21 protein-coding genes are annotated in these 21428 nt (G+C 73.9%); 12 read left to right on the forward strand and 9 right to left on the reverse strand.

Annotation, left to right across the window (positions count from 1 at the left end):
- Window positions 1-2: 2 nt before the first annotated feature.
- Window positions 3-212, reverse strand: a complete 210-nt coding sequence (locus ACF08D_RS19530) for a DUF6011 domain-containing protein (protein WP_392223957.1) — start codon at window positions 210-212, stop codon at window positions 3-5.
- 74 nt (window positions 213-286) lie between these two features.
- Between ACF08D_RS19530 and ACF08D_RS19535 the strand changes: the two genes are divergently transcribed.
- A complete protein-coding gene (locus ACF08D_RS19535; RefSeq protein ID WP_392223958.1) occupies window positions 287-775 on the forward strand; it encodes a glutathione peroxidase in 489 nt (162 codons plus the stop codon).
- Between the two features lie 34 nt (window positions 776-809).
- On the opposite strand, the gene ACF08D_RS19540 is transcribed toward ACF08D_RS19535, so the two are convergent.
- Genes ACF08D_RS19540 through ACF08D_RS19550 form a run of 3 tightly spaced genes read right to left on the reverse strand, consistent with a single transcriptional unit; the run spans window position 810 to window position 4378 of the window.
- Window positions 810-3095, reverse strand: coding sequence for an FtsX-like permease family protein (locus tag ACF08D_RS19540; protein ID WP_392223959.1), 2286 nt, complete (start codon window positions 3093-3095; stop codon window positions 810-812).
- Window positions 3096-3101: 6 nt separating this feature from the next.
- Window positions 3102-3866 carry an ABC transporter ATP-binding protein gene (locus ACF08D_RS19545; protein ID WP_392223960.1) on the reverse strand — a complete coding sequence of 255 codons (765 nt, stop codon included), beginning with the start codon at window positions 3864-3866 and terminating at the stop codon, window positions 3102-3104.
- The gene (locus ACF08D_RS19550) at window positions 3863-4378 is read right to left on the reverse strand and encodes a PadR family transcriptional regulator (RefSeq protein WP_064067144.1); all 516 of its coding nucleotides are present in this window, start codon (window positions 4376-4378) and stop codon (window positions 3863-3865) included. Before ACF08D_RS19550 ends, ACF08D_RS19545 begins: the two co-directional genes overlap by 4 nt.
- A gap of 124 nt (window positions 4379-4502) precedes the next feature.
- Here ACF08D_RS19550 and ACF08D_RS19555 point away from each other — a divergent pair, with 124 nt between their 5' ends.
- From ACF08D_RS19555 to ACF08D_RS19575, 5 genes are all read left to right on the forward strand, one after another.
- A complete protein-coding gene (locus ACF08D_RS19555) occupies window positions 4503-5777 on the forward strand; it encodes an ABC transporter substrate-binding protein (RefSeq protein ID WP_392223961.1) in 1275 nt (424 codons plus the stop codon).
- A 219-nt stretch (window positions 5778-5996) separates the two neighbouring features.
- Window positions 5997-7688, forward strand: coding sequence for a glycoside hydrolase family 13 protein (locus tag ACF08D_RS19560; protein ID WP_392223962.1), 1692 nt, complete (start codon window positions 5997-5999; stop codon window positions 7686-7688).
- Window positions 7685-9010, forward strand: coding sequence for an ABC transporter substrate-binding protein (locus tag ACF08D_RS19565; protein ID WP_392223963.1), 1326 nt, complete (start codon window positions 7685-7687; stop codon window positions 9008-9010). Before ACF08D_RS19560 ends, ACF08D_RS19565 begins: the two co-directional genes overlap by 4 nt.
- Before the next feature lie 6 nt (window positions 9011-9016).
- Window positions 9017-10354, forward strand: a complete 1338-nt coding sequence (locus tag ACF08D_RS19570; RefSeq protein WP_392223964.1) for a carbohydrate ABC transporter permease — start codon at window positions 9017-9019, stop codon at window positions 10352-10354.
- Window positions 10351-11271, forward strand: a complete 921-nt coding sequence (locus ACF08D_RS19575; protein WP_392223965.1) for a carbohydrate ABC transporter permease — start codon at window positions 10351-10353, stop codon at window positions 11269-11271. The genes ACF08D_RS19570 and ACF08D_RS19575 overlap by 4 nt, the downstream gene beginning before the upstream one ends.
- Window positions 11272-11351: 80 nt before the next feature.
- Here the strand turns inward: ACF08D_RS19575 and ACF08D_RS19580 are convergent, their stop codons facing one another.
- The gene (locus ACF08D_RS19580) at window positions 11352-12578 is read right to left on the reverse strand and encodes an acyl-CoA dehydrogenase family protein (protein ID WP_392223966.1); all 1227 of its coding nucleotides are present in this window, start codon (window positions 12576-12578) and stop codon (window positions 11352-11354) included.
- Between the two features lie 136 nt (window positions 12579-12714).
- Between ACF08D_RS19580 and ACF08D_RS19585 the strand changes: the two genes are divergently transcribed.
- Window positions 12715-13356, forward strand: coding sequence for a TetR family transcriptional regulator (locus ACF08D_RS19585; RefSeq protein WP_392223967.1), 642 nt, complete (start codon window positions 12715-12717; stop codon window positions 13354-13356).
- 94 nt (window positions 13357-13450) lie between these two features.
- Here the strand turns inward: ACF08D_RS19585 and def are convergent, their stop codons facing one another.
- Window positions 13451-13996, reverse strand: coding sequence for a peptide deformylase (gene def / locus ACF08D_RS19590; RefSeq protein ID WP_392223968.1), 546 nt, complete (start codon window positions 13994-13996; stop codon window positions 13451-13453).
- A 115-nt stretch (window positions 13997-14111) separates the two neighbouring features.
- Here def and ACF08D_RS19595 point away from each other — a divergent pair, with 115 nt between their 5' ends.
- The 5 genes from ACF08D_RS19595 to ACF08D_RS19615 all read left to right on the forward strand — a co-directional run bounded on the left by ACF08D_RS19595 (window position 14112) and on the right by ACF08D_RS19615 (window position 18628).
- Complete coding sequence (locus ACF08D_RS19595) at window positions 14112-15359, forward strand: MurT ligase domain-containing protein (RefSeq protein ID WP_392223969.1); 1248 nt, start codon at window positions 14112-14114, stop codon at window positions 15357-15359.
- An 18-nt stretch (window positions 15360-15377) separates the two neighbouring features.
- A complete protein-coding gene (locus tag ACF08D_RS19600) occupies window positions 15378-16106 on the forward strand; it encodes a type 1 glutamine amidotransferase (protein ID WP_156695573.1) in 729 nt (242 codons plus the stop codon).
- A gap of 159 nt (window positions 16107-16265) precedes the next feature.
- The gene (locus ACF08D_RS19605) at window positions 16266-17291 is read left to right on the forward strand and encodes a 6-phosphofructokinase (RefSeq protein ID WP_392223970.1); all 1026 of its coding nucleotides are present in this window, start codon (window positions 16266-16268) and stop codon (window positions 17289-17291) included.
- Window positions 17292-17403: 112 nt separating this feature from the next.
- A complete protein-coding gene (locus ACF08D_RS19610) occupies window positions 17404-18366 on the forward strand; it encodes a cytochrome c oxidase assembly protein (protein ID WP_392223971.1) in 963 nt (320 codons plus the stop codon).
- A gap of 103 nt (window positions 18367-18469) precedes the next feature.
- The gene (locus ACF08D_RS19615; protein WP_392223972.1) at window positions 18470-18628 is read left to right on the forward strand and encodes a hypothetical protein; all 159 of its coding nucleotides are present in this window, start codon (window positions 18470-18472) and stop codon (window positions 18626-18628) included.
- 22 nt (window positions 18629-18650) lie between these two features.
- Here ACF08D_RS19615 and ACF08D_RS19620 read toward each other — a convergent pair whose 3' ends face one another.
- The 3 genes from ACF08D_RS19620 to ACF08D_RS19630 form a co-directional block, all read right to left on the reverse strand.
- A complete protein-coding gene (locus ACF08D_RS19620) occupies window positions 18651-19097 on the reverse strand; it encodes an SSI family serine proteinase inhibitor (RefSeq protein ID WP_392223973.1) in 447 nt (148 codons plus the stop codon).
- A gap of 69 nt (window positions 19098-19166) precedes the next feature.
- Window positions 19167-20546 (reverse strand): APC family permease, encoded by a 1380-nt coding sequence (locus tag ACF08D_RS19625; RefSeq protein WP_392223974.1) that lies wholly within the window; start codon window positions 20544-20546, stop codon window positions 19167-19169.
- A gap of 214 nt (window positions 20547-20760) precedes the next feature.
- Complete coding sequence (locus ACF08D_RS19630; protein ID WP_392223975.1) at window positions 20761-21231, reverse strand: DUF6098 family protein; 471 nt, start codon at window positions 21229-21231, stop codon at window positions 20761-20763.
- Window positions 21232-21428: the final 197 nt, after the last annotated feature.

The following is a 21428-nucleotide window of genomic DNA, read 5'->3' on the forward strand; positions in this document are numbered from 1 at the left end:
GCCTACAGGCCGGGCAGCGCGTCCTGCTCCACCTCGTGGCGCCGGGTGCGGACGGCGGGCCCGGCGGGGTGGAGCTTGGCGTCGCAGGCCGGGCCGAGCCCGGTGCGGCGGGAGGCGGTGCCGGTCAGCGGGCGTCCGCACATCCGGCACCGCACCAACGGCGGGCCGGCCTCCTCGTCGGCGGCCCCGGGCAGAGAGACGTCCTGGTGCATGCTTGCCTGTCTACCAGGCCGGTGTGATCTGATCGACCCGTCGCACCCCCGCCCTTTCGAAGAGGAGTTCTGGCATGTCCCTGTACGACATCCCGCTGCGCACCCTGACCGGCGACCCCACCAGCCTGGCCGCGTACGCGGGCAAGGCGGTGCTGGTGGTCAACGTCGCGTCGAAGTGCGGTCTCACCCCGCAGTACGAGGGCCTGGAAAGGCTCCAGAAGACCTACGGCGACCGGGGCTTCACGGTGCTGGGCGTGCCGTGCAACCAGTTCGGCGGGCAGGAGCCGGGCACGGCCGAGGAGATCGGCACCTTCTGCTCGGCGACGTACGGCGTGACCTTCCCGATGCTGGAGAAGACCGACGTCAACGGCGCGGGCCGGCACCCGCTGTACCAGGAGCTGACGCGGACGGCGGACGCGGACGGCGAGGCCGGGGACGTCCAGTGGAACTTCGAGAAGTTCCTGGTCTCCCCCTCGGGCGCGGTCACCCGCTTCCGCCCGCGTACGGAGCCGGAGGCGGCCGAGCTGGTCGCGGCGATCGAGGCGGAGCTGCCGGCGGCCTGACGCCGGGGTACGCGGCGGGGCTCCCCGCGCCCGGTCAGGCCACCGAGGCGAGGGTGTCCGCGAGGCGCCTGCGGGTGGCGCGGGCGGCGGGGAGCACGGCGAGGGCCACCGCTCCGGCGACCGCCGCGGCCGGCAGCGCCAGCAGCACGAGCGGCGGCGGGGCGTGGGCGACGCCGGCGCCGATGCCGGTGGCGTGGGCCTCGTGGTCGACCAGCCAGTGGGCGACGGGGACGCCGAGCGCGGTGCCGGCGAGGGCGGCGGCCAGCGCGGTGCAGCCGACGGCGGTGACCGTGACGGTGGTGATCTGGCGCGGGGACAGACCGATGGCCTTGAGGGCGAGCAGGTCCCGTTCGCCGTCGCGGACGGTGCCGCCGATGGCGGTGGACAGCTCGGTGAGGCCGATCAGGGCGAGGACGGCGATCAGTCCGGCGACGACGCCCCGCAGGGCGGAGAGGCGGTCGGCGGGGCCGGTGACCTCGTGGACGTCGAGCCGGCCGGCGGAGGCTTCGGTGAGCGCGGCGCCCACCGCCGCGGGGTCGGCCCCGGGGCGCAGCTGGAGCTGGTAGAGGCTGGGGCGCAGCCCCGGGTCGTTCTCGCGGAGGGTGTCGAGCGAGGTGGAGACAACGCGGCCGCCGTTCTCCGGTTCGATGCTCCGGCCGACGAGGTGCAGCACCTGCGGGTGGCCGCCGACGGTCAGGCGCACCCAGTCGCCGACGCGGGCGCCGAGGAGGTCGAGCAGGCCCTGTCCGGCGACGGCCTCGTCGGGGCCGCGGGCGGCGCGGCCCTCGGCGACGGAGTAGGGGTAGGGCCGCTCGCGGGTGCCGAGGCCGCGGAGCGCGATGGTGCCGGTCTGGCCGGGGACGAGGGCGGCGACCTCCAGTCCGGGGTGGGCGGCGGTGACGTCGGGGTGGGCGCGCAGCAGGGCGGTGGCCTCGCGGTCGGTGAGCGCGGTGCCGGGACGGGCGGTGAGCGCGGCGGCGAGGCCCACCTGTTCGGGGCGGCTGTCGAAGCGCTCGATGGTGGTCCAGGCGCCGAGGGCGACGGTGATCAGCAGGAGCGGCAGGGCGAGGCGGACCAGGGTGGCCGGGGCGCGCCGGCCGCGTCCGAAGGCGCGGTGCCAGCCGAGGACGAGGGCGGGCGGGACGCGGAGGGCGAGGGCCTTGCGCGCCGCGCCGGACAGGCCGCCGCCGGGGGTCGCGGCCGGGGGCAGGGCGGGTACGGGCGGGACGCGGCCGGCCCGCCAGGCGGCGAGCCCGGTGGCGGCGCCGATGAACAGGACGGCGGCGGCGGGGACGAGCAGCAGGGCGGGGTAGTGGCCGGGCAGGCCCTGCCAGACCTGGACGGCGTCGCCGAGGCGGCCGGGCAGGCGCCCGCCGAGGGCGCGGACGAGGGCGACGGCCAGGGCGGCGCCGAGCACGGCGAACGCCAGGTGCTGGACGAGGAAGACCCGGACGACCTGGCCGGGGGTGAAGCCGACGGCCTTGAGGACGGAGATGTCGCGGAGGTGGCCGCGCACCCGGGTGGCGATGGCGCCGAAGACGGCGAGGGCGGCGGCGAGGAGGGCGCCGAGCCCGAAGAGGCCGAGGACCTGGCCGAGCAGCCGGGTGTCGCCCTGGGCATCGGCGCGGGCCTGCTGCCAGGTGGAGACGTCGTGGACGGCGCCGGCGCCGAGCGCGGTGACGGCGCGCTGGACGGTGTAGTCGGTGGCGCCGGGGTCGGTGAGCCGCAGTCCGACAACCTGGCCGGCGGTGCGGTCCTCGGGGACGGCGCGGGGCAGGGCCCAGACGGTGCCGGGGCGCTCGCCGGGGCGGTAGCGGCGTTCGGCGGTCTCGGCGACGCCGAGGACGGTGAGGGTGCGCCCGGCGACGGTGAGCCGGTCGCCGGGTTCGGCCCACAGGGCGCGGGCGAGGCCGGCTTCGAGGACGACGCCGTCGGGGGTGGCGGGGTCGAGCCAGCGGCCGGCGGTGAGCTGGGGGCGGCCGGTGGCGGGGGGTGCGGCGCCGGTGGCGCGCAGTTCCACGCCGGCGCGGGCGCCGGGTGAGGCGGCGGTGGTGGTGGCGGTGCGGTGGGGGCCGGCGAGGCCGGCGACCCCGTCGAGGGCCGCGAGGCGGCCGGTGTCGGCGGTGGGCCCGGTGTGGAGCCAGACGTGGGCGCCCCGGGACTGGGTGAAGACCCGCTGCCAGGGGTTGGTGGCGTAGCCGAAGAGGGCGGTGGCCAGGAGCAGCGACGCGACGATCCCGGCGGTGGCGGCGACGAGGAAGAGCGCCTCGCCCCGGTGGGTCCGCAGATCGGCGTGCGTCCAGCGCAGCATGGCCCGCATCGCGGGTCAGTCCTTCAGTTCGTTCAGCTCGACGACATGGGAGGGGCGGGTGCGGCGCGCGGGCGCGGCCCCCAGTTCGGCGTCGTCGGCGACGCGGCCGTCGAAGAAGCTGATGACGCGGTCGGCGGAGCTGGCGAGCCGGGCGTCGTGGGTGACGAGGACGATGGTCTGGCCGCGCTGGTGGAAGCGGCTGAGGAGCCGCATGACCTCGCGGGTGCCCTTGCTGTCGAGGCTGCCGGCCGGTTCGTCGGCGAGGAGCAGCCGGGGGTGGTTGACCAGGGCGCGGGCCAGGGCGACGCGCTGCTGCTCGCCGCCGGACAGCTCGCCGGGCATGCTGCGGGCCTTGGCGTCCAGGCCGAGTTCGGCGAGGAGTTCCTCGCGTGCGGCGCGGGCCTGCCGGGCTGGGGTGCCGGCGAGGAGGGCGGGGAGTTCGACGTTGTCGGCGACGGTGAGGTTGGAGACGAGGTTGAAGAACTGGAAGACGATGCCGATGCGGCGGCGCCGTTCGACGGCCCAGCGGGCCTCGCCCCAGGAGTCGGTGCGTTCGCCGTCGAGGACGAGGGAGCCGGCGTCGGGGCGCTGGAGGCCGCCCAGCAGGTGCAGGAGGGTGGACTTGCCGGCGCCGGAGGGCCCGGTGACGGCGACGAATTCGCCGTGCCGTACGGAGAGGTCGACGCCGCGTACGGCGTGGGCGGGGGCGCCCTCGCCGTGGTGGGTCTTGACCAGGCCCTCGGCCAGCAGCAGGGGTCCGGGTATGGAGGTGTCGCTCACCGCAGGTCCTCCAGTTCCTCCTGGCAGCGCTCCAGCCAGTCGAGGTCGGCCTGGAGGTGGAGCATGGCGCCCTCGATCAGCAGGTGCGATATGCGGTTGTCCCGGTCTTCGGTCGCGGCCAGCTTGGAGAGGTTGCGCATGGTGTTGAGGTACTCGCGTCGCTGTCGGTTGATGAGGGCGATCTGGTCGGCGAGCCCGGTGCGGGGGGCGAGGGCGAGTTTCATGAAGAACTCGTCCCGGACCCTCGGTTCGTCGGCCGTCTCCTCGAACCAGGCGCGCAGTGCCTCCTGCCCGGCGTCGGTGAGGCGGTAGATCTTCTTGTTGGGCCGGCTCTCCTGGGCGATCTCCTCGCCCTCGATGAGTCCGGACTTCTCCAGCCGGCCGAGTGTCACATAGATCTGGCCGACGTTGGTGGGAGGGTACGCGGCGCCCAGCAGTTGCTCAAGGTCCTGCTTGAGCTCGTAGCCGTGGGCGGGGCCCCGGGCCAGGAGGGCGAGGAGGGGAAGGCGCACCCGTGCTGTCCTCCTCCGCCTGCTCCCGGTGTGATGTGGGCTCTAGTATCGCCCATGCCTAACGGGTATACATGCCCGAGACGCGGACGCCGATGTCTCGCGCCGGGTGCACTGGGAGGAACCTATGCGGTGGATACGTGCCGCGGGTAGGGGGCTCCTGGTCGCCATGGTCGTCCTGACCGGTTACGCGGCGTCCGGTGCCGGTCCCGCGGGCGGTGCGCCCGGGGACGGGCGGGGCCCGATGACGCTGGCGACCGCCGGTGACCTCACCGGGTATCTGGGCCGGGTGCTGGACGGCTGGAACCGCGCACATCCGGGCGAGAAGGTCACGCTGGTGGAGCTGCCGGACTCGGCGGACGAGACGCGGTCGCAGATGATCACGGACCTGCGGTCGGGTGCGGGCCGGTTCGACGTGCTGAACATCGATGTGGCGTGGACGTCGGAGTTCGCCGCCGCCGGGTGGATCGCCCCGGTGGACCGGCGGCGTTTCCCGTTGGACAGCTTCCTGCCGCCGGTGGTGGACACGGCGACGTACGACGGGCGGCTGTATGCCGTCCCCTACGTCACCAACGCGGGGATGCTCTTCTACCGCAAGGACATTCTCGACCGGGCGGGCGAGCGGCCGCCGCGCACCTGGGCGGAGCTGGAGCGGCAGGCGCGGACGCTCGCGCCCCCGGCCGGTGTCGGGGGGTACGCGGGCCAGTTCCTGCCGTACGAGGGCCTGACGGTGAACGCGGCCGAGGCGGTGTACTCGGCGGGCGGGTCGATCCTGGGCGACGAGGGCGAGCGGGTCACGGTGGACTCGGCCGCGGCCCGCTCGGGCGTGGGCTTCCTGGCGCGCGGCGTGCGGGACGGCTGGATCCCCCGGGAGGCGATGTCCTACACCGAGGAGGAGTCGCGGCGGGCCTTCCAGGAGGGGCGGCTGCTGTTCCTGCGGAACTGGCCGTACGCCTGGGCGGGCGCGTCCGGCCCGGACTCCCGGGTCGCGGGGAAATTCGGCGCGGTGCCGCTGCCGGGGCCGGGCGGGCCGGGCACCAGTGTGCTGGGCGGGTCGAACCTGGCGGTGAGCAGCCATGCCCGGCACCCGGAGTCGGCGCGGGACCTGATCGCGTACCTCACCAGCGAGCCGGTGCAGCGCCGGGTGCTGTCCGAGGGGGCGCTGCCGCCGGTGCGGGCGGCCCTGTACGGGGACCCGGCGCTGGTGCGGCGCTTCCCGTACCTGCCCGCGCTGCGGGCGAGTGTGCTGGCGGCGGCCCCGCGCCCCAAGAGCCCGCACTACGAGCAGGTCAGCCTGGCCGTGCAGGCCGTGATGCAGGACGCGCTGGCGCAGCGCCAGACGCCCGAGGCGGCCGTGCGCCGGCTGGCCGGCGAGCTCGCGGCCATCGCCCGCCGCCGCTGACTCCTCCGTCCCACGCGCCCCTTCCCCCTCCGTCATAGTTACTTGTTAGGTAACGTCAGCTGACGTCGGCGCGCTGCATATCGGGACATAAGCCGCGAACTCCCGCTGTTTTCCGCACCACCGTTGACACCCTCTCGTCACGCGTACTTAACATGCATGCATAACCGCTACCCGCTCTGGTGGCGTGCACCCCTTCACGAAGAAACAGGTCAACGGGTGATGCTCACAGCTCCGGCCGGCGACGGCCTCTCGCAGCACCTCCGGCACCCGTCCGCCCACCCCTGGTGGCGCGACGCGGTGATCTACCAGGTCTACGTCCGCAGCTTCCTGGACAGCACCGGCGACGGGATCGGCGACCTCGCCGGCGTCCGCGCCGGGCTGCCGTACCTCAAGAAGCTCGGCGTCGACGGCGTCTGGCTGAGCCCCTTCTACCCGTCGCCCCAGGCCGACCACGGCTACGACGTCGCGGACTACTGCGACGTGGACCCCGTCTTCGGCGACCTCGACGAGTTCGGCCGGGTGGTCGCGGACGCCCACCGGCTCGGGATCAAGGTGCTGCTGGACATCGTCCCCAACCACTGCTCCAGCGAGCACGCCTGGTTCCGCGAGGCGCTCGCCTCCGCCCCCGGCAGCGAGGCCCGCGCCCGGTTCCACTTCGCCGAGGGCCGCGGCCCGGGCGGCGACGTGCCGCCCAACAACTGGCACGCCATGTTCGGCGGCCCGGCCTGGAGCCGGGTGACCGAGCGGGACGGCACCCCGGGCCAGTGGTACCTGCACATGTTCACGCCCGACCAGCCCGACCTGAACTGGCGCAACCCCGAGGTGCCCGCGCACTTCGAGCACGTCCTGCGGTTCTGGCTGGACCGGGGCGTCGACGGCTTCCGCATCGACGTCGCCGCCGGGCTGTTCAAGCACCCCGACCTGCCGGACTCCCCCGACCCCGGCGCCGACGCCCGCACCCGCGACTCGGTCAACCCGCTCGCGTGGAACCAGCCCGAGGTGCACGACGTGTGGCGGCACTGGCGCGCGGTGTGCGAGGAGTACACCGCCCGCGACGGCCGCGAGCGGCTGCTGGTCGGCGAGGTCTCCGTCCCCACCGCCCGCGAGCACGCCAAGTACGTCCGCCCCGACGAGCTGCACCAGGCGTTCTTCTTCGACCTGCTGAGCGCGCCCTGGGACGCCGGGACCTTCCGTACGGTGATCGACGAGGCCGTCCGGGACATCGCGGGCACCGGCTCCACCGTCACCTGGGTGCTCAACAACCACGACCAGGTGCGCACCGTCACCCGGTACGGCGAGTCCGGCACCGGGGGCAGCGGACTGGGCGCCGCCCGCGCCCGCGCCGCGGCCCTGCTGATGCTGGCGCTGCCCGGCGCGGCGTACATCTACCAGGGCGAGGAGCTGGGCCTGCCGGAGGTCGTGGACCTGCCGGACGAGGTGCTCACCGACCCGATCTTCCGGCGCACCGGCAGCCGGGCCCGCATCCGGGACGGCTGCCGCGTCCCGCTGCCCTGGTCGGGGCACGCGTCCCCGTTCGGCTTCAGCACCGGCGCCGAGAGCGCCAAGCCGTGGCTGCCGCAGCCCGGCTGGTTCGCCGAACACGCCACCGACCGGGCGCTCGCCGACACCCGCTCGTTCTGGCACCTGTACCGCGACGGCCTCCAACTGCGGCGCGGGCTGCCCCAGTTGGGCGAGGGCACACTGCGCTGGCGGGAGTCGCCGCCCGGGGTGCTGGCCTTCGAGCGCGGCGACGGCCTCGTCTGCGCCGTCAACTTCACCGCCGACCCGGTGCCCGCGCCGGTCTCCGGCGCCCCCCTGCTGTCCAGCGGCCCCTGCCCGGCCGGCGTCCTGCCCGGATCCACCGCCGCCTGGTGGACCGGTGACCACACCACCCCGGAGGTAACACGATGACGACGCGACGACGTACGGCGATGGCCTGCTGTTCGGCGCTTGCCCTGGCCCTCGGGGCGACCGCCTGCGGCGGCGGCCCGGTGAGCGCGGGCGGCGGCGACAAGCCGCTGAGCGGCCAGACCCTCAATGTGGCCGGGGTGTGGTCCGGGGCCGAGCAGAAGAACTTCCAGAAGGTGCTGGACGCGTTCACCGAGAAGACCGGTGCCACCACCCGCTTCACCTCGACCGGGGACAACGTCTCCACCGTGGTCGGCAGCAAGATCGAGGGCGGCAACGCCCCGGACGTGGTGATGGTCCCCCAGGTCGGTGTGCTCCAGCAGTTCGCCGCCAAGGGCTGGCTCGCACCGCTGTCCGGGAAGACCGTGAGCGCGCTCGACGCGAACTTCGCGCCGGTCTGGAAGGAGTACGGATCGGTCGGCGGCAAGCCGTACGGTCTGTACTTCAAGGCGGCCCACAAGTCGACCGTCTGGTACAGCCCGGAGGCGTTCGAGCAGGCGGGCGTGGAGCCGCCGAAGTCGTACGAGGACCTGCTGAAGGCGGGCAGAACGGTCTCCGACTCCGGGCTCCCGGCGTTCGCGGTGGCCGGCGAGGACGGCTGGACCCTCACCGACTGGTTCGAGAACATCTACCTCTCCCAGGCCGGCCCGGAGAAGTACGACCGGCTCGCCAGGCACGAGATCCCGTGGACCGACCCCAGCGTGGTGAAGGCCCTGACCACCCTCGGGACGCTCTTCTCGGACGCCGAGCTGATCGCCGGCGGCCAGAAGGGCGCGCTCGGCACCGACTTCCCCGGCTCGGTGGAGAAGGTCTTCGGGCCCGAGCCCGAGGCCGCGATGGTGTACGAGGGCGACTTCGTCGCCGGCATCGCCAAGGACCAGTTCGGCCGCACGATCGGCAAGGACGCCCGGTTCTTCCCCTTCCCCGCGGTCGCGGGCGGCAAGGCGCCCGTGGTCAGCGGCGGCGACGCGGCCGTGGCCCTCAAGGACGGCAAGAACCGGAAGGCCGCGACGGCGTTCCTGGAGTACCTGGCGACCCCCGAGGCGGCGGCCGTCTGGGCGGAGGCGGGCGGCTTCCTCTCCCCCAACAAGAAGCTGGACCTCGCCGCGTACGGCGACGACACCCTGCGCGCGACCGCGCGGTCGCTGATCGACGCCGGTGACGCGGTGCGCTTCGACATGTCGGACCAGGCCCCGGCCTCCTTCGGCGGCACCAAGGGCACCGGCGAGTGGAAGCTGCTCCAGGACTTCCTGCGCGACCCGTCGAAGCCGGCGGCGACCGCGGCGGCCCTGGAGGCCGCCGCGGCCAAGGCGTACAAGGGCTGACGGCCGATGACCACCCTCACCGCTCCCGCCCCGGCGGGGGCGGCGGGTCCCCGGCGGCGCGCCCAGCGCCGCCGGCGGACCGTCGCCCTCGTCTTCGTCCTGCCGGCGCTGCTGCTCCTCGGCGCGCTGGTCGTCTACCCGGTGGTGTTCTCCGTCGGCCGGAGCTTCTTCGACGCGGCCGGGACCCGGTTCGTCGGCGGGGAGAACTACGCGGAGATGTTCCGCGACCCGGCCACCCTCACCGCCATCCGCAACAGCGCCATCTGGGTGGTCGTCGCCCCGACCCTGCTCACCGGCCTCGGCCTGATCCTGGCCGTGCTGGTGGAGAAGGTCCGCTGGGCCACCGCGTTCAAGCTGCTGCTGTTCATGCCGATGGCCGTCTCCTTCCTGGCGGCGGGCATCATCTTCCGGCTCGCCTACGAGGAGGACCCCGACAAGGGCGTGCTCAACGCGGCGGTCGTCGGGGTGCACGGCGCCTTCGAGGAGTCGTCGTCCTACCCGGCCGCCCGGGCCCGGGAGGGCCAGGGCCTGGAGAAGGCCGGCGACGGGTCGTACGGCACGGCCTCGCCGGTCGCGCCGGGCAGTGCCGTCACCCTCGGTCTCGTGGGCGTGCCGCCCAAGGAGGTGCCGGCCGGGGCGGAGCCCGCCGCGCCGGTGAAGCCCGGCGCGGACGAGCTGGGCGGGGTGGTCTACCTGGACTTCACCCCCGGCGGCGGGGGCCGGCCCGGGGTGGTCGACCCGGCCGAGCGCGGTCTGCCGGGGATGGCGGTCGAGGCGGTGCGGGACGGCCGGACGGTCGCCACCGCCACCACGGCGGCCGACGGCTCCTTCCGCTTCCCGGACCTCGCGGAGGGCGCGTACACGGTGCGGCTGCCCGCGGCGAACTTCGCCCCGCCGTACGAGGGGATCTCCTGGCTGGGCCCGGCACTGGTCACCCCGGCGATCATCGGCGCGTACCTGTGGATCTGGACCGGTTTCGCCATGGTGCTGATCGGGGCGGGCCTGTCGTCGCTGCCGCGGGACGCGCTGGAGGCGGCCCGGATGGACGGGGCGAACGAGTGGCAGGTGTTCCGCAGGATCACCGTGCCGCTGCTGGCCCCGGTGCTGACGGTCGTCTTCGTCACGCTGGTGATCAATGTGATGAAGGTCTTCGACCTCATCTACATCATCGCCCCGGGCCCGGTGCAGGAGGACGCCACCGTCCTCGCCACCCAGATGTGGCTCGTCTCCTTCGGCGGCGGCAACGACCAGGGGCTCGGCAGCGCGCTCGGTGTGCTGCTCCTGCTGCTCGTGATCCCCGCCATGGTGTTCAACGTCCGCCGCTTCCGCAGGAGCCAGTCATGAGCGCGACCCTCTCCGCACCTCCGTCGAAGCGGCCCGCCCCTCCCCCGCCCGGGCGGCCCGCGCCGGCCCGGCCCCGGGGCGGCCGGCTGCGCCGGTGGCTGGGCAGCGGCCTGGTCCAGGCGTTCCTCGCGGTGGTGGGCCTGGTGTGGATCACCCCGGTCGCCGGGCTGCTGCTGTCCTCGCTGCGCTCGGCCGGCGACAACGCGGCGAGCGGCTGGTGGACGGCGCTCGCCGCCCCGGGACAGCTCTCGCTGGACAACTACACGGCGCTGCTGGGCAACGCGGGGATCACCCGGGCGTTCTGGAACACCGTGCTGATCGCGGTGCCCACCACGGTGCTCGTGGTGGTGGTGGCCGCGCTGGCCGGATACGCCTTCGCCTGGCTGGAGTTCCCCGGCCGGGACTGGATCTTCCTGATGGTGGTGGCGCTCCTGGTGGTGCCCGTGCAGGTGGGTCTGCTGCCGGTGGCCAAACTCTTCGGGCAGCTGGGCCTGTTCGGCACGATCCCGGGCGTGGTGCTGTTCCATGTGGCGTACGGGCTGCCGTTCGCGATCTTCCTGCTGCGCAACTACTTCGCGGACATCCCGCGCGAGATGCTGGAGGCCGCCCGGATGGACGGCGGCGGCGAGTGGCGGATCTTCACCCGGCTGGTACTGCCGGTGGGCCGCCCGGCGATCGCCAGCCTGGCGATCTTCCAGTTCCTGTGGGTGTGGAACGACATGCTGGTGGCGCTGCTGTTCGCCGACAGCTCCTCGCAGCCGCTGACGGTGGAACTCCAGTCGCAGGTGCGGCAGTTCGGCAGCAACATCGACGTGCTGGCGCCCGGCGCCTTCCTGTCGCTGATCGTGCCGGTGGTGGTGTTCTTCGCCTTCCAGCGGCACTTCGTGCAGGGCGTGATGGCGGGCTCGGTGAAGTGAGCCCCGGTACGCCCCGGATACCGGCGGGGCGCCTCACACGGGGGAGGCGCCCCGCCACCACCGGTCCGCGTCCGGGAGGGTCAGCGGATCGGCATTCCGGAGAGGGTGCGGGCGATGACCAGGCGCTGGATCTCGCTCGTGCCCTCGAAGATGGTGTAGATCGCGGCGTCGCGGTGCATCCGCTCCACCGGGTACTCGCGGGTGAAGCCGTTGCCGCCGAGGATCTGGACGGCCTGGGCCGTGACCTGCTTGGCGACCTCGCTGGCGTACAGCTTGGACATCGAGCCCTCGGCGGCGGTGAACGGCTTGCCGGTGGTGGCCATCCAGGAGGCCCGCCACACCAGCAGCCGGGCCGCGTCGATCCGGGTGCGCATGTCGGCGAGCTGGAAGGCGACGCCCTGGTTGTCGATGATGGGCCGGCCGAACTGGACGCGGGTCTTCGCGTAGTCGAGGGCGACCTCGTACGCGGCGCGGGCGGTGCCGACCGCCATGGCGCCGACGGCCGGGCGGGACGCCTCGAAGGTGGCCATGGCGGCGTTCTTGACGCGCTCGGTCCCCTTGCGGGCCTTCTCCCGGGCGCGGGCGAGCCGCTCGTCGAGCTTCTCCTTGCCGCCGAGGAGGCAGGAGCCGGGGACGCGGACGCCGTCGAGGACGACCTCGGCGGTGTGGGAGGCGCGGATGCCGTGCTTCTTGAACTTCTGCCCCTGGGACAGGCCGCGGGTGCCCGGCGGCACGATGAACGAGGCGTGTCCCTTGGAGCCGAGTTCCGGGTCGACGACGGCCACGACGACGTGGACGTTGGCGATGCCGCCGTTGGTGGCCCAGGTCTTGGTGCCGTCGAGCACCCACTCGCCGGTGGCCTCGTCGTAGACCGCGCGGGTGCGCATGGCGGCGACGTCGGAGCCGGCGTCGGGCTCCGAGGAGCAGAAGGCGGCGACCTTCACGTCGTCGGGCGTGCCGTACATCTGGGGTATCCAGGTGCCGATCTGCTCCTCGGTGCCGTTGGCGAGGACGCCGACGGCGGCGAGGCCGGTGCCGACGATGGACAGGGCGATGCCGGCGTCGCCCCAGAACAGCTCCTCCATCGTCATCGGGATGCCGAGGCCGGTGGGGTCGAAGAACTGCTGGGCGTAGAAGTCGAGGGAGTAGATGCCGACCTTGGCGGCCTCCTGGATGACGGGCCAGGGGGTCTCCTCCCGCTCGTCCCACTCGGAGGCGGCCGGGCGGATCACGTCCTCGGCGAAACCGTGCAGCCAGTCACGGACCTGCTTCTGGTCGTCGTTGAGTTCAAAGGTGAACTCGGCCATGTTCCCTCCCGGCGTGTTACTTGCGGTAACCGCAGTCTGTTACCGGCAAGTAGCCGCTGTCAACCAGCGGCCGTGCCGGGGTGGGTGTTACGTTGCGCGGGTCTGTGAGGACATCGCAAGGGCGGGGAGACACGCTATGGAGACCACACACCGGACCGACCAGCAGCGGTCGGCCGACCAGCGGCGACGCGAACTGCTCGAGGCCGCCGACCGCGTGGTCCTCCGCGACGGGCCGCAGGCGTCGATGAACGCCATCGCCGCCGAGGCGGGCATCACCAAGCCGATCCTCTACCGGCACTTCGGCGACAAGGGCGGCCTCTACCGGGCGCTCGCCAAGCGCCACACGGACGCGCTGCTGTCCGCCCTCCAGGCGGCGCTGGACGCGCCCGCGGACCGGCGGCGCCAGGTCGAGGCCACGCTCGACACCTACCTGGCCGCCATCGAGGCCCGCCCCCAGGTGTACCGCTTCCTGATGCACCCCTCGGAGGACACCGGCACCGGCCAGGGCTTCGACACCGGCCGCCACTCGGCGCCGGTGCTGCGCCGCATGGGCGAGGAGCTGGCCCGGTTCATCGCCGAGCGCGTCGACCTCGGCCCCGGCAGCGAGGTCCTGGCCCGGGTGTGGGGCCATGGCATCGTCGGCATGATGCACGCCGCGGGCGACTGGTGGCTCGGCGAACGCCCCTGCTCGCGCGCCGAGTTGGTCGACTCGCTGGCCGACCTGCTGTGGGGCCGGCTGGAGCGGGTCGCCGACAAGGAGAGCGGCCGGGACGCCTGACCGCCGGGGCGGTACGCGGGCGGAGCCCGTACGCGGCGGAGCCGCCGGGCTTGCGTGCGGTCTGGTGCGAGGAGCGGTCAGGCGCGGGGAGCCGTCAGGAGCCCTTCGCCCACGGGGCGCGCCGGGCCGCCCGCAGCGCCCGGGAGCGGCGCAGGCCGGTGAGCCGGTCGGTGTAGACCGTGCCGTCCAGGTGGTCGCACTCGTGCTGGAGGCAGCGGGCGAAGAAGCCGGTGCCCTCGACGCGCACCGGGGCGCCCAGCCGGTCGACGCCCTCCACCACCGCGCGGTCGAAGCGCTCGGTGCCGGCCTCGATGCCCGGCAGGGACAGGCAGCCCTCGGGGCCGCGCACCGTGATGCCGTCGGCCTCCACCAGGCGGGGGTTGACGATGTGGCCCAGGTGGCGGACGTCCTCGTCGTCGGGGCAGTCGTAGACGAAGACCCGGGCGCCGACGCCGACCTGATTGGCCGCGAGCCCGACGCCCTCGGCGGCGTACATCGTGGCGAACATGTCCTCGACGAGCCGGGACAGGGACGGGCCGAAGTCGGTGACGGGCTCGCAGGGGCTGTGCAGGACCGGGTCGCCGAGCAGGGTCATGGCTCGTACGCGGCCGGAACTGCCGGGGATCGGCCGGTTTCGCATGGCGTCCAGCCTACGTTCCGTACCCGCCGGAGGGTTTCGGCAGGTGGCGCGGTTCGGGCGCCGGGCCGGAGGTCGATAGGCTGAGCCCGGACCCACGCTAGGAGGAACAAGGACGATGGCAGGACACCCTGGCAATCCTGAGCCGCTGTCGCCGCGCGCCAAGCTGGCCGTGACGGCGGGCAAGGCCGCAGCGGCGGTGTCTCGCGCGGCGGGGCGCGGCAGCGGATCCGTGATCGGCGGCCGGGTGGCGCTCAAGCTCGACCCCGACCTGCTGGGGCGGCTGGCGCAGCACCTGGACGTCGTCCTGGTGTCGGCGACCAACGGCAAGACGACCACCACCCGGCTGATCGCCGAGGCGCTGCGGGCCAGCGGCCCGGTCGTCTCCAACGCCCTGGGCGCGAACATGCCCGCCGGCATCACCTCGGCCCTCGCGGGCGGCTCGGACGCCCGGTACGGCGTGATCGAGGTCGACGAGAAGTACCTGGCCGGTGTGGCGCGCGATGTGACGCCCAAGGCGATCGCGCTGCTGAACCTCTCCCGCGACCAGCTCGACCGCGCCGCCGAGACCCGGATGCTCGCCGAGAAGTGGCGCGAGGGCCTGTCGGGCACCAAGGCGGTCGTGATCGCCAACGCGGACGACCCGCTGGTGGTGTGGGCCGCCTCCTCCTCGCCCAATGTGGTGTGGGTGGCGGCCGGCCAGGAGTGGAAGGACGACGCCTGGTCCTGCCCCGCCTGCGGCGGTGTGATGCAGCGCCCCGGCGAGGACTGGTTCTGCGGCGAGTGCGGCTTCCGCCGGCCCGCGCCGAGCTGGGCGCTGAACGGGGACCACGTACTGGACCCGCACGGCTCCGCCTGGCCGATCCACCTGCAGCTGCCCGGCCGCGCCAACAAGGCGAACGCCACCACCTCGGCGGCGGTCGCGGCCGTCTTCGGTGTGCCGCCGCAGGTGGCGCTGGAGCGGATGTACTCGGTGCAGGCGGTGGCCGGCCGGTACGACGTGGTGAGCTTCCAGGGCCGTGACCTGCGACTGCTGCTGGCGAAGAACCCGGCGGGCTGGCTCGAGACGTTTTCGCTGATCGACCCGCCGCCCACGCCGGTCATCCTGTCCGTCAACGCCCGCGGCGCGGACGGCACGGACACCTCGTGGCTCTGGGACGTGGACTACACCCGGCTCGCCGGGCACCCGATCGTGGTGATCGGCGACCGCCGGCTGGACCTGGCGGTGCGGCTCGAAGTGGCCGGCCTGGACTTCCGGGTGGCCGAGACGGTGGACGAGGCGGTGCAGCTGTCGCCGCCCGGCCGGATCGAGCTCATCGCCAACTACACCGCGTTCCAGGACGTCCGCCGCCGCGTCGGCAACTGACCCCAGAAGGACATGAGCATGAGCGACAGCAGTCTGCGTCTCGTGTGGGTCTACCCGGACCTGCTCAGTACGTACGGAGACCAGGGCAACGCCCTCGTGGTGGAGCGGCGCGCCCGCCAGCGCGGCCTGGACGTCCAGCGGGTGGACGTGCGCAGCGACCAGCCGATCCCGACGTCCGGCGACATCTACCTGATCGGCGGCGGCGAGGACCGGCCGCAGCGGCTGGCGGCGGAGCGGCTGCGCCGCGACGGCGGGCTGAACCGGGCGGCGGAGAACGGCGCCATCATCTTCTCGGTGTGCGCCGGGTACCAGATCCTGGGCCACGAGTTCATCAACGACCTCGGGGAGCGGGAGCCCGGCCTCGGGCTGATCGACGTGATCTCCACGCGCGGCGAGGGCGCCCGGTGCGTCGGCGACGTGCTGGCGGACATCGACCCCCGGCTGGGGCTGCCCCAGCTCACCGGGTTCGAGAACCACCAGGGCGTCACCCACCTCGGGCCGACGGCGCGGCCCTTCGCCCGGACGGTGTTCGGCAACGGCAATGGCACCGGCGACGGCACCGAGGGCGCGTACAACGACACCGTTTTCGGGACATACATGCACGGACCGGTCATGGCGCGCAATCCGCAGATCGCGGACCTGCTGCTGAAGCTGGCCCTGGATGTGAACGCGCTGCCGCCCACCGACGACCGGTGGTACGAGGCGCTGCGCACCGAGCGGATCGCGGCGGCCTCGCAGCCCGCCTGACGGACCGTCGGCCCGCGAGGGCCTTGTCGGTTCGTACGACTACCGTCCAGTAGTCGGACGTTCGTTTCGGACCCGTCACCCTGCGCCGGTAGGGTGGCGGGGAACCAGCCGGACGACGTGGTCCGGGAGTCGGCCCACGTTGCAAAGGTATCTCGGGCTATGCGCATTGGTGTGCTCACTTCCGGCGGCGACTGCCCCGGCCTGAACGCCGTCATCCGCTCGGTCGTGCACCGCGCTGTGGTCGACCACGGCGACGAGGTCATCGGCTTCCACGACGGCTGGAAGGGCCTCCTGGAGTGCGACTACCGCAAGCTCGACCTGGACGCGGTGGCCGGCATCCTCGCCCGGGGCGGCACCATTCTCGGCTCCTCGCGCGTGCAGCCCGCCCACCTGGTCGACGGGGTGGAGCGCGCCCGGGGGCACGTCGCCGACCTGGGCCTCGACGCGATCATCCCGATCGGCGGCGAGGGCACCCTCAAGGCGGCCAACCTGCTCTCGCAGGCGGGGCTGCCCATCGTCGGCGTACCGAAGACCATCGACAACGACATCGCGTCGACCGACGTCACCTTCGGCTTCGACACCGCGGTCGGGGTGGCCACCGAGGCGCTGGACCGGCTGAAGACCACCGCCGAGTCGCACCAGCGCGTGCTGATCGTGGAGGTCATGGGCCGCCACACCGGCTGGATCGCGCTGCACTCCGGCATGGCGGCCGGCGCCCACGCCATCGTGGTGCCCGAGCGGCCCTTCGACATCGACGAGCTGACCGCCCGGGTTGGGGCGCGGTTCGAGGCGGGCAAGAAGTTCGCCATCGTGGTGGTCGCGGAGGGCGCCAAGCCGCGCGCCGGCTCCATGGAGTTCAACGAGGGCGGCAAGGACATCTACGGGCACGAGCGGTTCGCCGGGGTGGCCCAGCAGCTCGCCGGGGAGCTGGAGCGGCGCCTCGGCAAGGAGGCCCGCGCGGTGATCCTCGGGCACGTCCAGCGGGGCGGGACGCCGACCGCGTACGACCGGGTGCTGGCGACCCGGTTCGGCTGGCACGCGGTGGAGGCGGCGCACCGGGGCGAGTTCGGCATGCTGACCGCGCTGCGCGGCACCGACATCGCCATGGTGCCGCTGGCGCAGGCCGTGGAGACGCTCAAGACCGTGCCCTCGGAGCGGTACGACGAGGCGGAGACGGTGCTCTGACGGCCGTTTCCCGCTCAACCACCCGCCCCCGGTCGCAGCCGCGACCGGGGGCGGTTCTAGTCTGGACCCCGCAAGCGGACAACCCAGCACGAAACGAGTCAGGAGCCGGCGGATGGATCACAGCGGGCACGGGATGCACGACATGCCCATGGATCTTCCGCCGTTCACGCTGGGGCGGGGGCTCGCGTTCTCCCCGGACGCCTTCTTCCTGACCGGCTGCCTGCTGGCGCTCGCCCTGTACGGCTGGGGCGTCGTACGGCTGCGGCGGCGCGGGGACGCCTGGCCGGTGGGGCGCACGGTGTTCTTCGTCACCGGTGTGCTGACCGTCGCCCTGGTGATGTGCACCGGGCTCAACGACTACGGCATGGTCATGTTCAGCGTGCACATGGTGCAGCACATGATCATCAGCATGCTGTCGCCGATCCTGCTGCTGCTGGGCGCGCCGGTGACGCTGGCGCTCCGCGCGCTGCCGGTCGCCTCCCGGCGCGGGGCCCGGGGGCCGCGCGAGCTGCTGCTGGCGCTGCTGCACAGCCGCTACATGCGGATCATCACGCACCCGGTGTTCACCATCCCGCTGTTCATCGCGAGCCTGTACGCCCTGTACTTCACCCCGCTGTTCGACTTCCTGATGGGCTCCCGGCCCGGGCACATCGCGATGATGGTGCACTTCCTCGCCGTCGGCCTGGTCTTCTTCTGGCCGATCATGGGCGTGGACCCCGGCCCGCACCGGCCCGGGTACGTGATGCGGATGCTGGAGCTGTTCGCCGGCATGCCCTTCCACGCCTTCTTCGGCATCGCGCTGATGATGGCGACGGAGCCGATGGTCGGGACGTACGCGAACCCGCCGGCCTCCCTCGGCATCGACGCCCTCTCCGACCAGAACGCGGCGGGCGGCATCGCCTGGGCGTTCAGCGAGATCCCCTCGGTGCTGGTGCTGATCGCGCTGGTCTACCAGTGGTACCGGTCCGAGCAGCGGCACGCCGTGCGCAAGGACCGGGCGGCCGACCGGGACGGCGACAAGGAGCTGGCCGCGTACAACGCGTACCTGGCCTCGCTCCAGGCGCGCGGCCGTTAGCACGGACCTGGCCGGCCCGCGAGGTGCCGGGCGGTAGCGCGGACCCCCGCCCCGGAGCGACCATGGCGGTAGGCCGTGGGAGGCCGTCGGGAGGAGGACGCGCATGTCCGGTTCCACGAAGACGATGAGCGGGCTGACCATCGGGGCGCTGGTGCTGACGACCGCGTACACGGTGGCGCTCGGCAGCAACGGCTGGCTGTGGTTCGGGTGGGTGGTGCTCGGGCTGGTGACGATCGGGATGGCAGCGACCCGGGACAGCTGAGCCGCCGCGGCCCGCGGGACGGTCAGAAGCGGAAGACCGGGCCCGTCTCGGTGTCCAGCACGCAGGCGTTGGGGTAGGTGCGGCGCCAGTCGAGGGTGATGCCCCGCCACTCGCCGGTGGCACGGGCGGTCACCGGGTCGAAGCGCTTGGTGCACGGGTGCTGGTCGCCGCGCAGCCGGTCCAGGTCGCCGCGCGCCGTGTGCAGGGCGGCGCAGGCGCCCTCGGGGTCGCGGTGCGGACCGGTGGGGCGGGGCGCGCAGCGCAGGCGTACGCCCCGGATCCAGCTGTCGTCGCCGCCGGAGACGGTGAGGAAGAGGCCCTCCCCCTCCCCGGGCGCCGGGGCGGGGGTGTCCGCGTGGCCGGGTGCGGCGGGGACGAGGGCGAGGAGGACGGCCGCTGTCGCGGCGGCGGCGCGGAAGGACATCCGGTGCTCCCATGGCTCCTGGTGCGCGGCTCCTGGCTCGGGCACACGCAGGGTCAGGGCACCTCCGCCGCGCCCGCCCGCCAAGGCGACGCGCCGGGACGTCGCGCCGACGGCCTACGCCCGGTCCCCGCCCGGCCCCGTCCCGGCGGCGTCCTCCGCGCCGCTCGGCTCCGCGCCGTCGCGTCCGGTGGCGGGGCGCTCGGGGCCGCGCCGGGCCGCGGCGACGGCCGCCAGGACCAGGCCCACGCCGATCACGACGAGCCCGCGCAGCCAGACCTCCGGTTCGACGCGGGTGGCCAGCAGGACGCAGGAGGCGGCGCCCAGGACCGGTACGGCGGTCGGCGCCCGGAAGTGCCCCTCGGTCCCCGGGTCGCGGCGCAGCACCAGCAGGGCGGTGTTGACCAGGAAGAACACCACCAGGAGCAGCAGGACCAGGGTGGAGGCCAGGGTGGCGACGCTGCCGGTGAGGGCGAGCAGCATCGACAGGGCGGTGGTGACGGCGATCGCGGCCCAGGGGGTGCGCCGGACGGGCAGCACCCGGGTCAGCACGGCGGGGAGCAGCCCGTCCCGGGCCATGCCGTAGGCGAGCCGGGAGGACATGATGCCGGTCAGCAGCGCGCCGTTGGCCACGGCGACGAGCGCGACGGCGCTGAACAGCCACACCGGTACGCCGCCGGCCGCCCGGACCACCTCCAGCAGGGGCCCGCTGGAGCGCGCGAGGGTGCTGGTCGGCACGGCGGCGGAGGCGGCCAGGCCCACCAGCACGTACACCACGCCGGCCGTGAGCAGGGCGCCGAACAGCGCGCGGGGGTAGGAGCGGCGGGGGTCGCGGGTCTCCTCGGCGACGTTGACCGAGGTCTCGAAGCCGACGAAGGAGTAGTACGCGAGGACGGCGCCGCTCAGGACGGCGGCCGCGGCCCCGTGCCCGGGGGTGCCGAGCCGGACGAGCCGCCCGGGGTCGCCGTCGCCGCGGAGCAGCAGCCAGGCGCCGAGGACGACCACGGTCGCGAGGCCGGCCAGCTCGACGAGGGTGGCGACCACGTTGGCGCGGGTGGACTCCCGGATGCCCCGGGCGTTGAGCAGGGCGAGGGCGGCCAGGAAGACGACGGCGACCAGGGCGACCGGGAGAGTGACGAAGGCGGTCAGGTAGTCGCCGGCGAAGCCCCGGGCGAGCGCGGCGACCGAGACCACGCCCGCCGCGAGCATGCAGAAGCCGGCGAGGAACCCGGCGAAGGGCCCGTAGGCGCGGGTGGCGTAGTGCGAGGCACCGCCGGCCCGGGGGTACTTGGTGGCCAGCTCCGCATAGGAGGCCGCGGTCAGCAGGGCCAGCGCCAGGGCGGTGGCGAGCGGTACCCAGACGGCTCCCCCGGCGTCGGCGGCGACCTCGCCGATCAGGACGTACACCCCGGCGCCGAGGACGTCGCCGAGGATGAAGAAGTAGAGCAGGGGTGTGGTGAGCGCCCGCCTGAGCGGCTGGTCCTTCGCTGTCGACATGAGCCCCCATGTTCCCCGGAAGCGGCGCCGCAGACCGCGGGACGCGCAGGGCGCCGGACGGGGTGGGGCGGGCCCGGGCGGGGTGGGGCGGGGTGGGGCGGGGCCGGGGCGGGCCCCGGCGGGGTCAGCGGCGCATCGGGCCCCAGGGCCGGGGCGGGCCCGGGCGGGGTCAGCGGCGCATCGGGCCCCAGGGCCGGGGCGGGCCCGGGCGGGGTCAGCGGCGCATCGGGCCCCAGGGGCGGCGCTGGCGGGCCACCTCCTCCTCGGCCTCCGCGATGACGTCCGGGGCGATCCAGCTCACCGGCTCGATGTCGCGCACCAGCGGTTCGTTGTCCGGGCCGCGCCCGACCTCCCGGCCGCACAGCGTCCAGGGCCGCACGTCGCCGACCCGGTCGGCGCGCAGGTGGCAGTAGTCGAAGAGGCGGCGCGCCACCCACAGCCGCAGCGACCGGTCGCCCCACCACTCCTCGACCCGCAGCGGGTTCGCCGACAGGCCCGGCATGGGGATGCCCGTCAGCTCGTCGACGCTGCGGGTCGCGCCCAGGTCGCGGTCCGGGCCGCAGGACCAGCGGACATAGAGCCGGCCCCGGCGGACCACCAGCTGGCCGAGTTCCTCCAGGGAGCGCACGGTCGGCAGCCCCGTGTCGCCCTCGGGGGTCCCGGGCCGGTCGGTCGTGAAGGTCATCGGGTTCCACCCTCCTCGTCGCGCGGAGGACCACCGCATACCCCGCCATTTTCGGGGGAAGCACCCGTTCCCACCAGGCGGCGGCCCTTCCCGGGGCGGCGGCCGGGGAGCGCATAACACAGGGACCACCGCGAGGTCCGGCGTACGCACGCGCACGGCGCAGCACGGGGGGCGCACATGCCGGGGAGCCACGCGCC

The organism is Streptomyces sp. NPDC015131 (genome assembly GCF_043079975.1).
Taxonomy (GTDB): Bacteria; Actinomycetota; Actinomycetes; order Streptomycetales; family Streptomycetaceae; genus Streptomyces.

Coding starts and splice junctions, on each gene's coding strand:
- ACF08D_RS19575 (WP_392223965.1), top strand. CDS start 10,351: ATGAGCGCGACCCTCTCCGCACCTCCGTCGAAGCGGCCCGCCCCTCCC.
- ACF08D_RS19565 (WP_392223963.1), top strand. CDS start 7,685: ATGACGACGCGACGACGTACGGCGATGGCCTGCTGTTCGGCGCTTGCC.
- ACF08D_RS19535 (WP_392223958.1), top strand. CDS start 287: ATGTCCCTGTACGACATCCCGCTGCGCACCCTGACCGGCGACCCCACC.
- ACF08D_RS19570 (WP_392223964.1), top strand. CDS start 9,017: ATGACCACCCTCACCGCTCCCGCCCCGGCGGGGGCGGCGGGTCCCCGG.
- def (WP_392223968.1), bottom strand. CDS start 13,996: ATGCGAAACCGGCCGATCCCCGGCAGTTCCGGCCGCGTACGAGCCATG.
- ACF08D_RS19555 (WP_392223961.1), top strand. CDS start 4,503: ATGCGGTGGATACGTGCCGCGGGTAGGGGGCTCCTGGTCGCCATGGTC.
- ACF08D_RS19540 (WP_392223959.1), bottom strand. CDS start 3,095: ATGCGGGCCATGCTGCGCTGGACGCACGCCGATCTGCGGACCCACCGG.
- ACF08D_RS19630 (WP_392223975.1), bottom strand. CDS start 21,231: ATGACCTTCACGACCGACCGGCCCGGGACCCCCGAGGGCGACACGGGG.
- ACF08D_RS19625 (WP_392223974.1), bottom strand. CDS start 20,546: ATGTCGACAGCGAAGGACCAGCCGCTCAGGCGGGCGCTCACCACACCC.
- ACF08D_RS19560 (WP_392223962.1), top strand. CDS start 5,997: ATGCTCACAGCTCCGGCCGGCGACGGCCTCTCGCAGCACCTCCGGCAC.
- ACF08D_RS19605 (WP_392223970.1), top strand. CDS start 16,266: ATGCGCATTGGTGTGCTCACTTCCGGCGGCGACTGCCCCGGCCTGAAC.
- ACF08D_RS19595 (WP_392223969.1), top strand. CDS start 14,112: ATGGCAGGACACCCTGGCAATCCTGAGCCGCTGTCGCCGCGCGCCAAG.
- ACF08D_RS19585 (WP_392223967.1), top strand. CDS start 12,715: ATGGAGACCACACACCGGACCGACCAGCAGCGGTCGGCCGACCAGCGG.
- ACF08D_RS19600 (WP_156695573.1), top strand. CDS start 15,378: ATGAGCGACAGCAGTCTGCGTCTCGTGTGGGTCTACCCGGACCTGCTC.
- ACF08D_RS19615 (WP_392223972.1), top strand. CDS start 18,470: ATGTCCGGTTCCACGAAGACGATGAGCGGGCTGACCATCGGGGCGCTG.
- ACF08D_RS19610 (WP_392223971.1), top strand. CDS start 17,404: ATGGATCACAGCGGGCACGGGATGCACGACATGCCCATGGATCTTCCG.
- ACF08D_RS19530 (WP_392223957.1), bottom strand. CDS start 212: ATGCACCAGGACGTCTCTCTGCCCGGGGCCGCCGACGAGGAGGCCGGC.
- ACF08D_RS19580 (WP_392223966.1), bottom strand. CDS start 12,578: ATGGCCGAGTTCACCTTTGAACTCAACGACGACCAGAAGCAGGTCCGT.